The sequence below is a fragment of the Herbidospora sakaeratensis genome (assembly GCF_001570525.1).
In the GTDB taxonomy this organism is placed as follows: Bacteria; Actinomycetota; Actinomycetes; order Streptosporangiales; family Streptosporangiaceae; genus Herbidospora; species Herbidospora sakaeratensis.
The window spans coordinates 618,039-632,806 of record NZ_BBXC01000010.1 but is presented as its reverse complement, the minus strand read 5'-3'; the positions used below and the strand labels follow the sequence as shown (position 1 = coordinate 632,806).

Sequence of the window (14,768 nt, the reverse complement as noted above, 5' to 3'; positions counted from 1 at the left end):
ACTTGCTTTATTTTTCTTTTTTTTCTTGCTGTTGTGCCTTTATCTTTTCAGCGGTTCCGGTTAGTGTCAAATTCGACGTTTTCCCGGTTCCTGCCGAAGAGCAACCCCTCTAACTTACCCGCATCCCCGGCGATGTCAAATCGCCCGGTTCCCCGGGTGGTGTTGGAGGGGGTCTGCCGGGGGCGTCCCCGACTCCTCAAGATTAGCAGCCCCTCAGGGGCCGTCGAACCGTTTTCAACGACGACACCCCCTGCTTCATTCCCGAAGATCGAATAGCCGGGGAGAGATCAAAGAGCCACGGAGATCCGCCGATCCGGGTGCCTAGACTCGACCGGGTGAGTAGTGAGCAGCCACCGACGGCGAAAACGGACCCTGTTGAGCGTACGCATCACGGCGACACCGTGATCGACGAGTACGCCTGGCTCGCGAAGAAGGACGACCCCGACGTCGTCGCCTACCTGGAGGCGGAGAACGTCTTCACCCAGCAGGTCACCGGACGCCTCAAGCCCCTGGCCGACGACATCTTCCAGGAGATCAAGGGCCGGACGCTCGAGACCGACCTCTCGGTCCCGGCCCGGCTCGGGGCCTGGTGGTACTACTCCCGTACCGAGGAAGGAAAGCAGTACGGCATCCAGTGCCGCGTACCGGCGGAAGGAGAGGACCCCCCGACGGTCGAGCCCGGCGAGAAGCTCGCGAACGAGCAGGTCATCCTCGACGGGAACGAGCTGGCCGGCGACAGTCCCCACTTCGCCCTCGGGGTGAGCAGGGTCAGCCCCGACGGCACGATGCTGGCGTACTCGACCGACTTCGCGGGCGACGAGCGGTTCACCCTGCGCTTCAAGGACCTCGGCACGGGTGAGCTGCTGGCCGACGAGATCACCGGCATCTTCTACGGCGGCGCCTGGTCGAAGGACGGCAGCACCTTCTTCTACACCACGGTCGACGACGCCTGGCGGCCCGACAAGGTACACCGCCACACGCTCGGGCAGGCCGACGACGTCGAGGTCTACCACGAGCCCGACGAGCGGTTCTGGGTCGGCATCGGGCTCTCGCGCAGCGAGCGCTACCTGCTGCTCAACGCGCACAGCAAGATCACCAGTGAGGTCTGGTTCCTCGACGCGCTCAACCCGGCCGGCGAGTTCCAGGTGGTCAGGGCGCGGGAGACCGGGCTCGAATACCACCTCGACCACCAGGGCGAGCGGTTCCTGATCCTGCACAACGAGAACGCCGAGAACTTCGAGCTCGCCAGCGCCCCGGTCGCCGACCCGGCGGCGTGGACCCCGCTGGTCCCCCACCTCGACACCACGCGCCTGCTCGACGTCGACGCCTTCGAGTCGCACCTGGTCGTGCACTTCCGGCGCGACGGCCTGACCGGCATCCGGATCCTGCCGCAGGACCAGGACCCCTACGAGATCGAGTGGCCCGAGCCCCTCTACGACGTGGCCCCCAGCGGGAACGCCGAATACGTCACCAACCGGCTCAGGCTCGGCTACACCTCGATGGTCACGCCGCCTTCCGTGTACGACTACGACCTCCGGTCCCGCGACCTCATCCTCCTGAAGCGGCGGCCGGTGCTCGGCGGCTACGACCCCGACGACTACGAGCAGTTCCGCGAGTGGGCCACCGCCGAGGACGGCACCAGGATCCCCATCTCGATCGTGGTCAGGAAGGGCACTCAGAAGAAGGCCCCGACGCTCCTCTACGGCTACGGCAGCTACGAGACATCCATCGACCCCTACTTCTCGGTGGCCCGGCTCTCGCTGCTCGACCGCGGCCTGGTCTTCGCGGTCGCCCACGTCAGGGGCGGCGGCGAGATGGGCCGCCGGTGGTACGAGGACGGCAAGTTCTTCCAGAAGAAGAACACCTTCACCGACTTCGTCGACGTGGCCCGGCACCTGCGCGCCACCTGGTCGAGCGCCGTGGTGGCCCGGGGCGGCAGCGCCGGCGGCCTGCTGATGGGCGCGGTGGCCAACCTCGCGCCCGACGAGTTCGCCGGGGTCGTCGCCGAGGTGCCGTTCGTCGACGCGCTCAACACCATCCTCGACCCGTCGCTGCCGCTGACGGTGATCGAGTGGGACGAGTGGGGCGACCCGTTGCACAACCCTGAGGTGTACGAGTACATGAAGTCGTACTCGCCCTACGAGAATGTGCGTGACGTGACGTATCCGCCGATACTCGCGATCACCTCGTTCAACGACACCCGGGTCTTCTACCACGAGCCGGCCAAGTGGATCGCGCGGCTGCGCGCCACCGCCAAGGGCGGGCCGTTCCTGCTGAAGACCGAGATGGGCGCCGGGCACGGGGGTCGCAGCGGGCGGTACGACGCGTGGCACGAGGAGGCGTTCACGCTCTCCTGGATTCTCGACCGACTGGGAGTGACCGAATGACGTACGTCGCCGCCGCCGACCGTTATGGGCCGATGCCGTACAACCGGACCGGGCGGAGCGGGCTGAAGTTGCCGGCGGTCTCGCTGGGGCTGTGGCACAACTTCGGCGACGACAAGCCGATCGAGTCGCAGCGGGCGATCCTGCGCCGCGCGTTCGATCGCGGGGTGACCCATTTCGACCTGGCCAACAACTACGGGCCGCCCTACGGCTCGGCGGAGAAGAACTTCGGGACGATCTTCGCGCAGGACTTCCGGCCGTACCGCGACGAGCTGATCCTGTCGACCAAGGCCGGCTACGACATGTGGCCGGGGCCCTATGGCGAGTGGGGGTCGCGCAAGTACGTGCTGGCCAGCCTCGACCAGTCGCTGAAGCGGATGGGCGTCGACTACGTCGACATCTTCTACAGCCACCGGTTCGACCCGGAGACCCCTCTTGAGGAGACGATGGGGGCGCTCGACACGGCGGTCAGGTCGGGCCGGGCGCTGTACGCGGGCATCTCGTCGTACTCGCCGGAACGGACCGTGGAGGCGTACGAGATCCTGAAGAGTCTCGGCACGCCGCTGCTGATCCACCAGCCGTCCTACTCGATGCTGAACCGGTGGATCGAGGGCGGGCTGCTCGACACCCTGGGTGACCTGGGCGTCGGGTGCATCGCGTTCTCCCCGCTGGCTCAGGGCATGCTGACCGACCGTTACCTCAACGGGGTGCCGGAGGGGTCGCGGGCCTCGCAGGGCAAGTCGCTCAGCCCCGACCTGCTCACCGAGGAGACCCTGCGGCACATCCGCACCCTCAACGAGCTGGCCCAGAGCCGGGGCCAGACGCTGGCGCAGCTGGCCCTCGCCTGGGCGCAGCGCGACGCGCGGGTGACCTCGGTGCTGATCGGCGCGAGCAGCGTCAAGCAGCTCGACGACAGCCTCGACTCGGTCAAGAACCTGGAGTTCTCGGACGAGGAGCTCGACGCGATCGACAAGGACGCGGTCGAGGCCGGCATCAACCTGTGGAAGCGCAGCAGCGACTCGTAGTCAGTTCGTGGTCAGAGCGCGTCCTTGCGCTGGAGCCAGGTGAAGGCGGCCCATCCGGGCAGCACCGGCAGCCAGAACGTGAGGACGCGGAACAGCAGGACGGCGGAGGTGGCGGTCTCCTTGGGCAGGCCGGCCACCGTCAGACCGAAGATGAGGGAGGCCTCGACGGCGCCGAGGCCTCCCGGGGTCGGGGCGGCCGAGCCGATGGCGTTCCCGGCGAGGAAGACGACGGCGACGGCGGTGATGCTGAGCTCACCGCCGAACGCCTTCACGCAGGCGGCCAGGCAGATCACGAAGCAGACGGTCACCATGACCGTGCCGGTCACCGCTTCGATGATCTTGCTGGGTGACTGGAGCACGTCGAGCAGTCGCGGCACCACCCCGCTGAACAGGGCCCGCACCCGTTTGGACACGATGCGGCGCAGCGGCGGGATGGCCAGGATGACCACCATGACGGTGGCACACGCCAGCAACGTGATCAGAATGCCCCGCGAGGGCGTCAGCGAGGGCGCGGCCTGGGTGCCGGTGAGATAACCGGCCAGCAGCAGCAGCGTGATGTGGGAGGCCAGGCCGATGAGCTGGCTGGCCCCCACGCTGGCCAGCGCCTTGCCCGGCGGGATGTCGCGTTTCTGCAGGTAGCGCGTGTTGATCGCGACACCGCCGACGGCGGCCGGGGCGACCAGCTTCACGAACGACGAGGCGAGCTGGACCAGCACCGTACGCCCGAAGGGCAGGGGTTCCGGCACGAACCCGCGCACCACCGAGGCGGCGGCGACGTAGCTGAGGGCGGCGGCCACCAGGGCGACCCCGCCCCAGGCCCAGTCGGCCGTGGTCAGCATCGACACCAGGTTGATCTGGCTGAGCTGGGACAACAGGATGTAGGCGGCCAGTGTGCTGGCGATGATCGTGACGAGGGTGCGCGGCCGGAAGCGTTCGAGCCGCACCGGTTCGACGGTGGCCTGGGGTTTGAGCGCGACGATCTGCTCGCGCAGCGCGGGCAGCAGGTTCTTGTCCTTGCCGGCCGCGGCCCGGGTGTCGCGGGCCAGCGCGATGCGCTGGAGCAGCGGCATCGCCGCCGCGATGGTGTCATCGCCCAGGACGGCCGCGCCGGTCTTCACGGCACGTTCCGCGCCGACCCGCAGCCCGAGGTAGGCCAGGAGCTGCGCGACGTCGAGCCGCAGGAGCAGGTCTCCGGCGGCGATCTCGCCGGAGCGGGCGTCGACGAGGAGGATGTGACCGTCGACCGCGAGGTGGATCGACTCGCCGGTCAGGTGGCGGTGGGCCAGGCGGCGGGCGTGCAGCAGGCGGACCTGTTCCCACATCTGGACGAGGAGCCCGTCGTCGAGGTCGTCGTCGGGGAGGTCCTCGATGGGGCGGCTGTCGACGTGTTCGTAGGCCAGGAGGGCCGCCTCGGTGCCGACCTCGCTGGTGCCGAGCAGGCGGGGGGTCCTGGCGCCGGCGGCCTGGGCGGCGTAGGCCATGAGGGCCTCGCGCTCCAGCTCGGCGCGCAGGGAGCGGATCGCCCTTCTGCGGGTCTCGCTGTTGAGGCGCAACCGCCGCCACAGGCGGTAGACGACCCCGGCGACCTGGCGGTCGCGGTCGAGCACGGTCACCGACAACCGGGTGGCGTCGGCCAGGCCGACGATGTAGCGGCGGCTGCCGGAGCTGTCGTCCTCGATGCGGCGGGCGCTGACGATCGCGAAACCGAGCCGTTTGAGCGCGGCCAGCACGGCGCTGCCGGGCGGGCGGGTGTTGGCGCTGCCGACGCCGTAGAGCGTGACGAAGCCGACGAAGAGGCCGACCAGGTAGGTCACTATCGCGCCCAGCATGGTGATCTTGGCCGAGGTGAACAGCGCGAAGAAGTCGAGGATCAGCGCGACCCAGAGCAGCGCCCGCCAGCGTGGCCGTCGCGACATCCGCACGGCCGTCGCGTAGGCGATCACGGGGGTGAGGACGGTGTTGAGCGGTTCGACGTCGCGGTCGCCGGTGAGGAGCGTGCGCAGTTCGGCGGGGCCCGAGGTGACCATCCACTCGCCGAGGGTGTACGAGAGCAGCAGCGCCAGGATCGCCGCGATCAGCCCCTGGGCGACCCGCATGCCGTCGCGGTGGAACACCCGCTCGACGGCGAAGGCGACCGGCACGGCCAGCACCGCGACCCCGCCCAGCAACCCGGCGATCGAGGAGATCCATTCGGGCGCCCGGCCGGTGCCGGCCTGGACGTCGGTCTCCAGCCCGTTGAGGGTGCGCTGGGCCACCAGGGCGAGCAGGACCACGGCGGTGATCGCCAGCAGCGTCATCAACATCCGGAGCAGGTCGGACGGACGCCGGATGCGCTGCGGCAGCAGGGGCTCCACGACGAGGACGACCCCGGAGTCCGGGGACGTCAGCGAGTCGTCCTTTTCCTTGATGCCCCTCACCACCGTGATTGTCTGCGATCTTTGTTGCCAGTGTCCACAATCGAAAGTCACGGCACAGCGACCCGACCCCCGATCCCCCTCCTGGTCGAGTCTATGGATCGCGGCCCGTTTCGCGCCGACGCGCCGTAACCCTCGAACCTGGCCTGAAACCTCGTGTGGCTGCCAGTCTGGTGCCGCCTTCCCCCGGCCCGTTCATCAAGGGGGAAACTGTGCGCATTGTGGTATCTGCGGCTCTGGTGCTGACTACGACGGGTATGTCGGCCGATCCGGGCTTGGACGAAGCGGTCACCGAGCCCAACGTCTTCGCCCACGTCCAGGTCCTGGCCGAAATAGGCAACCAGCACGGCAACCGGGCGGTCGGCACCGCCGGTTACGAGGCCTCGGCGCAGTACGTCGAGCGCGCCCTGGCCGCCGCGGGCTACCAGGTGACCTCCCAGACGTTCACGCTGCCGCACTACCGCGAGGTGAGCCCGGCGGTGCTGGCCACGGCCGCCGGTCCCGTCCAGGCGGCGACCTTCGCCTTCTCCCCTTCGGGCCGGGCCTCGGGCGAGGCCGAGGAGATCGGCCTGGGTTGCTCGTCCACCGACTGGACCGGGTTCCGGCGGGGTTCGATCGCGGTGGCCGACCGTGGTGGTTGTTCGTTCCGGGTGAAGGCGCAGCAGGCCGTGAAGGCCGGGGCGGGCGCCCTCATCGTGGTCAACGACAAGCCCGGTGAGCTGCGCGGATCGCTGGGCGAGCCGGGTCTGCCGCTGCCGGTCGTGGGGGTGGCGCCCGACGTGGAGATCGAGAGCCCGGTGACGGTGGAGACGAACACCACGTCCACCACGAAGGTCAGCCGGAACGTGATCGCGCAGACCGTCCAGGGAGACCCCGACGACGTGCTGATCCTGGGGGCCCATCTCGACTCGGTCGAGGCCGGGCCCGGGATCAACGACAACGGCTCGGGTGTCGGCGTGGTGCTGGAGATCGCCGAGCAGATGGCCCGGATGCGGCCCGAGCGGGCGGTCAGGTTCGCGTTCTGGGGGGCCGAGGAGGTCGGGCTGGTCGGTTCCTCGCACTACGTGAAGAACCTGTCGGCGGAGGAGAAGGCCAAGATCGCCGGGTACGTCAACCTCGACATGGTCGCCAGCGCGAACCACGGCAACGGCGTCTACGACAGCGACAACGCGATCGAGGAGGCCGCCCACGAGTTCTACCGGCTGCGCGGGCTGCCCTCGGAGGAGGTCGCGTTCGACGGCCGGTCGGACTACGGGCCCTTCGTCAAGGCCGGCATCCCGGCGGGCGGCATCTTCTCCGGGGCCGACGACATCAAGACCCCCGGCCAGGCGGCGATGTACGGCGGGACGGCGGACCGCTCGTACGACCCGTGCTACCACAAGGCGTGCGACACGATCGAGAACGTGAACCGGCAGGTCCTGGACGTGAGCGCCGACGCGGTCGCCTACATCGTGGAGCAGCTCGCCTTCACCGGCCGCCCCGTACGATGACGGGATGGAATTGCGGGTTCTGGGGGCATGTCCCCTTGATTGTCCGGATACGTGTTCGTGGGTGGTGACCGTACAGGACGGAAAAGCCACCTCGTTGCGGGGCAACAAGGAGCAGCCCTACACGCGGGGCGCGCTCTGCGTGAAGGTGAACCGCTACCTGGAGCACGCGGCCTCGCCCGACCGGATCCTGCATCCGATGAAGCGGGTGGGGCCGAAGGGCTCCGGGGAGTTCGAGCGCATCACCTGGGACGAGGCGCTCGACATCCTCGCCACGAAGCTGCGGGAGATCGTCGACGTCCACGGCGGCGAGGCGATCTGGCCCTACCAGGGCACCGGCACCCTCGGATTCGTCCAGGGCGAGTCGGGCCAGGCCGGGCGGCGGTTCTGGAACGCCCTCGGGGCCTCCTTCCACAACATGAACATCTGCTCGCGGGCCGGGAACGAGGGCCTGCGGCTGACCCTGGGCACCCCGGCGGGCATGGACCCGGAGACGTTCGCGCTCTCCAAGCTGATCCTGCTCTGGGGCACCAACACCCTGACGTCGGGCCACCACCTGTGGAAGTTCATCCAGGACGCCCGCGCGAACGGCGCGCACGTCGTCGCGATCGACCCGATCAGGACCCGGACCGCCGAGCAGGCCGACGAGCACCTCCCGATCGCGCCGGGCACCGACGGGGCGCTGGCGCTGGGTCTCCTGTACGTCGTCCTCGAAGAAGGCGCGGAAGACACCGACTACCTGGAGAACCACACGCTCGGCTGGGACGAGTTCCGGGCCGAGATCCTCCAGTACCCGCCGTCGCGGGTCGCCGAGATCACCGGCCTGCCCGAAGAGGACATCCGGGCCCTCGGCCGCCGCCTCGCGCACACCCGCCCGACCGGCATCCGCGCCACGATGGGCCTCCAGCGCCACGAGGGCGGCGGTTCGGCGATGCGGCTGATCGCCTGCATCCCCGGTGTGACCGGCGACTGGCGCCACCCGGGCGGCGGGCTGGCCTTCTCGACCTCGGCCCACGTCCCGCTGAAGGTCGACCACCGCCCCGAGCTGCTCCCCCACCCGGTGCGCAGCCTCACGATGACCCGCCTCGCCGACGGCCTCGACGAGTCGGTCAAGTGCCTGTGGGTGTACGGCGCCAACCCGATGGGCTCCACTTCCGACCAGAACCGGATCCGCGAGAAGCTCCTGCGCGACGACCTGTTCACCGTGGTCATGGAGCAGTTCCCCACCGACACCGTCGACTACGCCGACGTCGTGCTCCCGGCGACGATGCAGATCGAGCACCTCGACCTGCACGAGGGCTACGGCCACATGTACCTGATGTGGAACGAGCCTGCCGTCCCGCCGGCGGGCGAGGCCCTGTCGACCACCGAGACCTTCCGCCGCCTGGCCCATCGCATGGGCCTGACCGAACCGGCCCTATACGCCACCGACCTGGAGATCGCGGCCGAACTCCTGGAGGGCACCCCCACGATCCAGCTCGACGAGCTGCGCAAGCGCGGCTGGGCCCGGCTCGACGTGGCCGAGCCCTTCGTCGCGTTCACCGGCGGCTTCCCCACCCCGAGCGGCCGGCTGGAGTTCGTCTCCGACCTGGCCGAGAAGGCGGGCCTGCCGAGGGTCGCCACCTACGTGCCGTCCCTGAGCGCCCGCACCCGGAAGAAGGACGGGATGCTGACCCTGATCACCCCGGCCTCCCACACGTTCCTGAACACGATCTTCGCCAACAACCCGGAGCTGCTCAGACGCTCGAAGGGCCCGACCGTGGTGGTCAACCCGCGGGACGCCGAACCCCGGGGCCTGGTCTCGGGGTCGCGGGCCCGGATCTCCAACCGGTTCGGCGCGTTCGAGGCGTACGTCGAGGTCTCCGACAAGGTGCGCCCCGGGGTGGCCGCCTCGCCGAAGGGCCACTGGCCCAAGCTCAGCGGGGGCGCGAACGCCAACGCCGTGGTCGAGGAGCGCGACGCCGACCTGGGCGAGGGGCCCGTCTACCACGACAACCTGGTCGAGATCAGCCCAGTAGCTTGAACCCCTCGTGGCTCGGGGTGAACCCGAGCGAGGCGTAGAACCGGTGGGCGTCGGGCCGTCGTTTGTCGGTGGTCAGCTGCACGATCCGGCACCCCCGGTCATGCGCCCTGGCCACCGCCCAGGTCATGAAGGCCCGCCCGAGCCCCCGCCCCCGGTGACCGGAGGCGACCCGGACCGCCTCGACCTGGGCCCGCTCTGCCCCGTCGCGCGACAACCCGGGGATGTACGTGAGCTGCATCGTCCCCACCACCTCGCCGTCGACCTCGGCGACCACGATCTCGTTGCGCGGGTCGGCCTCGATGGCGTCGTAGGCGGCCCAGTGACCGGGGCCGACGGGGGTGACGTGGCCCCGGGCCCGGGAGATCGCGTCGTCGGCCAGCAGCTCGACGATGCGGGGCACGTCGTCGCGGGTGGCCGGGCGGAAGGTGGCGGACATGGGCTCCAGGATGCCTCAGGGGGCGGTCAGGGGCTTCCCCGATGCGGGCAAAGCGCCCGATTCGGCACTCTGAATACATGAACGAACTGACTCGACGCGACGAGATGTCGCTCGCCGGCGCGGCCCTGCGTGGCGCGCCCTGGAAGGCCGCGGCCGTCACCGGCGGAGCGGTCGCGACGGCCAGCCTCCTCCTCGGACTCATCACCGGAACGGCCGACCTGGCCTGGGCGCTGGGCGCGGGGGTCACCCTCTTCACCCTGATCGCGGCCATCGGGGCGATCTCCAAGCCCGACTCGGGCGACCGGGTCACCCGGCAGGCCCGGAACTGGTCGCTGCGCCACCCGTGGCGCTTCGCGCTCTACCCGGCGGCCGGCGCGGCGATCCTGATGTACCCGATCGAGCTGGTGCTCGACGGCGACGGGGTCTTCGGCGCGGCGTGGGACGCGGTCTGGGGCGGCGCGTGGATCTACCTGCTGACCGCCATCGTCGCGACCGCCATGCGGGGACGGGCGGCGAAGAACTAGCAGGTGAGGCTGACCGTCTCAGAGTACGAAATAACCGCTTTGGGGGGTTACTGACGGGTAGCATTCCGGTAGAGTTACTCGTCAGTAGCACTCGTATCGGAGGAGCGGTGATGGGCCACTACAAGAGCAACATCCGCGATCTGGAGTTCAACCTCTTCGAGGTCTTCAACCGGGGTGAACTCTTCGGCACCGGGCCGTTCGCGGAGATCGACGAGGAGACCGCCCACGCGATCCTCGACGAGGTAGTCCGGCTGGCCGAGGGGCCGATCGCCGCCTCGTTCACCGACGCCGACCGCAACCCGCCGGTGTTCGACCCCGCCACGGGGAACGTGACGATGCCGAAGAGCTTCGTGGAGTCGTACAACGCCTGGGTCGACGCCGAATGGTGGCGGCTGGAGCTCCAGCCGGAGCTGGGCGGCACCCCCGGCCCGCGTTCGCTGAGCTGGGCCGTCGCCGAGCTGGTGCTGGGCGCCAACCCGGCCGTGTGGATGTTCGCCTGCGGGCCGCAGTTCGCCCACGTGCTCCACAACCTGGGCACCGAGGAGCAGAAGCGGTTCGCCGAGCTGGCCGTCGAGCGCCGCTGGGGCTCCACCATGGTGCTCACCGAGCCCGACGCGGGCTCCGACGTCGGCGCCGGCCGCACCAAGGCGACCCGGCAGGACGACGGCACCTGGCACATCGAGGGCGTCAAGCGTTTCATCACCAGCGCCGAGCACGACATGGCGGAGAACATCTTCCACCTCGTGCTGGCCCGCCCCGAGGGCCACGGCCCCGGCACCAAGGGCCTGTCGCTGTTCCTGGTGCCCAAGTTCCTGGTCGACCTCGACACCGGCGAGCTCAAGGAGCGCAACGGCGTCTACGTCACCAACGTCGAGAAGAAGATGGGCCTGAAGGTCTCCACGACCTGCGAGCTCACCTTCGGCGACAAGCACCCGGCGATCGGCTACCTGGTCGGCGAGGTCCACGAGGGCATCCGGCAGATGTTCACGGTGATCGAGAACGCCCGCATGATGGTCGGCACCAAGGCCATCGCCACGCTCTCGACGGGCTACCTCAACGCCCTCGACTACGCCAAGAACCGCCTCCAGGGCGCCGACCTGACCAAGATGGCCGACAAGACGGCCCCCCGCGTCCCGATCACCGCCCACCCCGACGTCCGCCGCGAGCTGATGCTCCAGAAGGCGTACGCCGAGGGCATGCGGGCGCTGGTGCTCTACACGGCCACCTTCCAGGACTCCATCCAGGTCGCCACGTCCGAGGGCCGCCGCGACGAGATGGCCGAGGCGGTCAACGACCTGCTGCTCCCGGTGGTCAAGGGCGTCGGGTCCGAGCGCTCCTACGAGCTGCTGGCCCGGTCGCTGCAAACCCTGGGCGGGTCGGGCTTCCTGCAGGACTACCCGATCGAGCAGTACATCCGCGACGCCAAGATCGACTCCCTCTACGAGGGCACCACGGCGATCCAGGGCCTGGACCTGTTCTTCCGCAAGATCCTGCGGAACCAGGGCGCCGCGCTGGGCGAGATCCTCGGCCAGATCACGGCCTTCGCCGACTCCGGCGCCGGGAACGGCCGCCTCAAGGTCGAGCGCGGCCTGCTGGGCGACGCCGCCGGCGAGGTCAAGGCGATGGCCGACACCATGGCCGGCTGGGCGATCTCGTCACTGGAGTCGCCGAAGGAGGTCTACAAGGTCGGCCTCAACACCACCCGGTTCCTGATGGCCCTCGGCGACCTGCTCATCGGGTGGCTGCTGCTCCGGCAGGCCGAGATCGCCCTCAAGGCCCTGGAGGGCGCCGACGACGACTTCTACGCCGGCAAGGTCGCCGCGGCGACCTTCTTCGCCGCCAACGTGCTGCCCCGCATCGAGTCGGAGCGGCGCATGCTCACGGCGACCACGCAGGAGCTGATGGACCTGCCGGAGAGCGCTTTTTAACCCAGCGGGAACTGCACCGCCGCCCGGCCCGCCAGGATCGGCTTGATGAAGTCGGCGACCACCTTCAGGTGGACCGGGTGGTCGCGGTAGACGACGTAGTCGTCGGGCGAGTCGAAGTCGGCGACGATGCCAAGATCGGAGTTGCCCTCGTTGATCTTGGCATCGGTGCCGATGACGTAGTTCTTGATCTCTGGAATGTTGGCCGGAAGTGTCTCCAGCCCGGCGACGACGGCGGCCTTCTGATCGTCGGTGGCCTCGTCGACCCAGCGCAGCAGCACAATGTGACGGAACATGGCCGTCAGCCTAGGACGTCGTCCAGTGCCATTCGACGGAGGCCTGCTCCCGGCGGGCCGCCAGCCACTCGGTGAACGCCAGCCGCCCGGCCAGGGCCAGGGTGTCGGCGTCGTTGGCGGCCGGGCGGCGCTCCAGCACCAGGCCGGTCAGGTAGCCGTTCTCGAAGGGCACCGGTCCGATCAGGGTGTCGCGCGGGGCGTGCCGCAGCGGGGCGGGCAGCGCGCGGGCCCGGCGGGTGCCGACCACGACGGCGGCCTCCGGGCAACCGAGCAGCCCGCCCAGGCCGCGCAGGATCTCCCCGTTGACGGGCTGGGAGCTGGTCACCCACATGGCCCTGACCTGGTCGAAATCGTCGAGGTGATGGGCCAGGTAGGCGGGCGCCAGCTCCTCCTCCTTGCGGCGGCGGAACCGGCGGCGACGGGCGATCAGCGTGATGAAGCCCTCGAACTGGCCCCCCGACATGCCCATCTCGGCCACCCACGCCAGGGTCTCGGCCCGGTCGCGCAGCGGCACGCCGTCGCGGAACTCGTCGGCGGCGGCCCGCAGGTCGTCTTCGGTGAGCGGCTCGACGTCGGCGAGCATCTCGGCCCTGATCAGGCAGTAGTCGACGATCTCGTCGTGCACCGCGCGGTCGCGATGGGAGAACTGGCGGACCATCGTGACGGCTTCGGCGATCGGCAGGTGGACCGCGTCGACCCGGACGAGGCAGTCGGCGTCCGATCCCGTGATCACTGACTTCTGCTCCTCTCGGCGAACCGTGCCGCGCGGCGAGGCCCTTTCCGAGGGGGCCCGGCGCCGCCTCGCCGCGCGACGATCAGCGGGCTCCCGGGGCACCGGGGATGTGCGGCCACACCCCCGACGGGAACCCGCCTCCGACGGTAGAAGCCGTCACTTGAGGATCACTGGTGCCGACTTGCAGGACTCTTGTGGTTACGCCCAGGTCAGCATCCGCAGCGGGTCCTCCAGCATGGCGCCGACGTCTCTGAGCACGTAGGAGCCCAGTTCGCCGTCGATCACCCGGTGGTCGAACGACAACGCGAGCGTGGTGACCTTGCGGACCGCGATCTGTCCGTCGACCACCCACGGCAGGTCTCTGATCCGGCCGAACGCCAGGATCGCCGACTCGCCCGGGTTGAGGATCGGAGTGCCCGCGTCGATGCCGAAGACGCCGATGTTGGTGATCGTGACGGTGCCGCCGGACATCTCGGCCGGGGTGCACTTGCCGGCCCTGGCCCGCTCGGTCAGGTCGCTCAGCGCCCTGGCGAGATCGGGGAGGGAGAGCGCCTGGGCGTCCTTGACGTTCGGCACGATCAGGCCGCGCTCGGTGGCCGCCGCGATGCCCAGGTTGACCGACTTCTTGAGGATGATCGCCTCGTCGGTCCAGGTGGAGTTGGCCTGCGGATGCCGCTTCATCGCGGTCACCAGCGCCTTGGCCACCATGAGCAGCGGCGAGACCTTGACCCCGGCGAAGTCGGGCTCCTCGCGCAGCCGGCGCACGGCGTTCATCGTCTCGGTGACGTCGATCTGGAGGAACTCGGTCACGTGGGGCGCGGTGAAGGCGCTGGCCACCATCGCGGCGGCGGTGGCCTTGCGGACCCCGCGCACCGGGATGGTCCCCTGCTCCTCCACGACCAGCGGGACGACGGGCGCGACCTGCGCGGCCAGCACGTCGTCACGGGTGATCGACCCGTTGGGCCCGCTGGGCGAGACGTCGGTGAGGTCGACGCCCAGGTCCTTGGCCAGCTTCCGGACCGGCGGCTTGGCGAGCACGGCCACCCGGGGGGCGGACCCGCCCGGGGACGGGCTCACGGGAGGCGGAACCGGCGGGCTCACCGGCGCCGGAGCGGTCGCGGCCGGGGCCGCCGAGGAGACGTGCCCGGATCCGGCTGTGTGTCCCTTGCGGGCCCGGCGCTTGCTGGGGCCCTGCTTGACGCCGTAGCCGACCAGCACCGGTTCGCGCTTCTGGGGTTCCTCGGGGACCAGGCTCTCGGTCAGCGCCTCCTCGGTGGCGTCGTCGACGGTGATGATGACCCGGCCGACGTCGACCGTCTCACCCTCGGCGACCAGGAGGGCGACCACCTCGCCCTCGTAGGGGGAGGGGAGTTCCACGACCGCCTTGGCGGTCTCGATCTCGACCAGGGTCTGGTGGACCTTCACGGTGTCGCCGACGGCGACGTGCCACCGGACGATCTCGGCCTCGACCAGGCCCTCGCCCACGTCGGGCAGCTTGAAATCACGTTTCATCTGGTGCGC

General features: G+C 69.7%; 11 protein-coding genes. 6 read left to right on the top strand and 5 right to left on the bottom strand.

The window, feature by feature from the left end; genetic code table 11:
• Window positions 1-317 precede the first annotated feature (317 nt).
• Together AW271_RS15985 and mgrA are read left to right on the top strand one after the other, a co-directional pair.
• Entirely contained in the window at window positions 318-2,387 is a 2,070-nt protein-coding gene (locus tag AW271_RS15985; RefSeq protein ID WP_275935761.1) for a S9 family peptidase, read from the top strand.
• Window positions 2,384-3,409, top strand: coding sequence for an L-glyceraldehyde 3-phosphate reductase (gene mgrA / locus AW271_RS15980; RefSeq protein ID WP_062337489.1), 1,026 nt, complete (start codon window positions 2,384-2,386; stop codon window positions 3,407-3,409). The genes AW271_RS15985 and mgrA overlap by 4 nt, the downstream gene beginning before the upstream one ends.
• Window positions 3,410-3,420: 11 nt before the next feature.
• Here the strand turns inward: mgrA and AW271_RS15975 are convergent, their stop codons facing one another.
• Window positions 3,421-5,826 carry a lysylphosphatidylglycerol synthase transmembrane domain-containing protein gene (locus AW271_RS15975; RefSeq protein ID WP_245653068.1) on the bottom strand — a complete coding sequence of 802 codons (2,406 nt, stop codon included), beginning with the start codon at window positions 5,824-5,826 and terminating at the stop codon, window positions 3,421-3,423.
• Window positions 5,827-6,098: 272 nt separating this feature from the next.
• Here AW271_RS15975 and AW271_RS15970 point away from each other — a divergent pair, with 272 nt between their 5' ends.
• A complete protein-coding gene (locus AW271_RS15970; protein WP_169806342.1) occupies window positions 6,099-7,313 on the top strand; it encodes a M20/M25/M40 family metallo-hydrolase in 1,215 nt (404 codons plus the stop codon).
• A gap of 4 nt (window positions 7,314-7,317) precedes the next feature.
• Complete coding sequence (locus AW271_RS15965) at window positions 7,318-9,333, top strand: molybdopterin-containing oxidoreductase family protein (RefSeq protein WP_062337485.1); 2,016 nt, start codon at window positions 7,318-7,320, stop codon at window positions 9,331-9,333.
• Here the strand turns inward: AW271_RS15965 and AW271_RS15960 are convergent.
• On the bottom strand, window positions 9,317-9,769 hold the full coding sequence (locus tag AW271_RS15960; protein WP_062337483.1) for a GNAT family N-acetyltransferase: 453 nt from the start codon (window positions 9,767-9,769) through the stop codon (window positions 9,317-9,319). The genes AW271_RS15965 and AW271_RS15960 overlap by 17 nt on opposite strands.
• A gap of 77 nt (window positions 9,770-9,846) precedes the next feature.
• Between AW271_RS15960 and AW271_RS15955 the strand changes: the two genes are divergently transcribed.
• Window positions 9,847-10,293 carry a hypothetical protein gene (locus tag AW271_RS15955; RefSeq protein WP_062337480.1) on the top strand — a complete coding sequence of 149 codons (447 nt, stop codon included), beginning with the start codon at window positions 9,847-9,849 and terminating at the stop codon, window positions 10,291-10,293.
• Window positions 10,294-10,403: 110 nt separating this feature from the next.
• On the top strand, window positions 10,404-12,221 hold the full coding sequence (locus tag AW271_RS15950; protein WP_062337479.1) for an acyl-CoA dehydrogenase: 1,818 nt from the start codon (window positions 10,404-10,406) through the stop codon (window positions 12,219-12,221).
• Here AW271_RS15950 and AW271_RS15945 read toward each other — a convergent pair.
• The 3 genes from AW271_RS15945 to AW271_RS15935 form a co-directional block, all read right to left on the bottom strand.
• The gene (locus AW271_RS15945; RefSeq protein ID WP_062337477.1) at window positions 12,218-12,514 is read right to left on the bottom strand and encodes a Dabb family protein; all 297 of its coding nucleotides are present in this window, start codon (window positions 12,512-12,514) and stop codon (window positions 12,218-12,220) included. The two genes, AW271_RS15950 and AW271_RS15945, sit on opposite strands and share 4 nt — an antisense overlap.
• A gap of 10 nt (window positions 12,515-12,524) precedes the next feature.
• A complete protein-coding gene (locus AW271_RS15940; RefSeq protein WP_062337475.1) occupies window positions 12,525-13,247 on the bottom strand; it encodes a hypothetical protein in 723 nt (240 codons plus the stop codon).
• Between the two features lie 198 nt (window positions 13,248-13,445).
• Window positions 13,446-14,759 carry a dihydrolipoamide acetyltransferase family protein gene (locus AW271_RS15935; RefSeq protein ID WP_062337473.1) on the bottom strand — a complete coding sequence of 438 codons (1,314 nt, stop codon included), beginning with the start codon at window positions 14,757-14,759 and terminating at the stop codon, window positions 13,446-13,448.
• Between the last annotated feature and the right edge of the window lie 9 nt (window positions 14,760-14,768).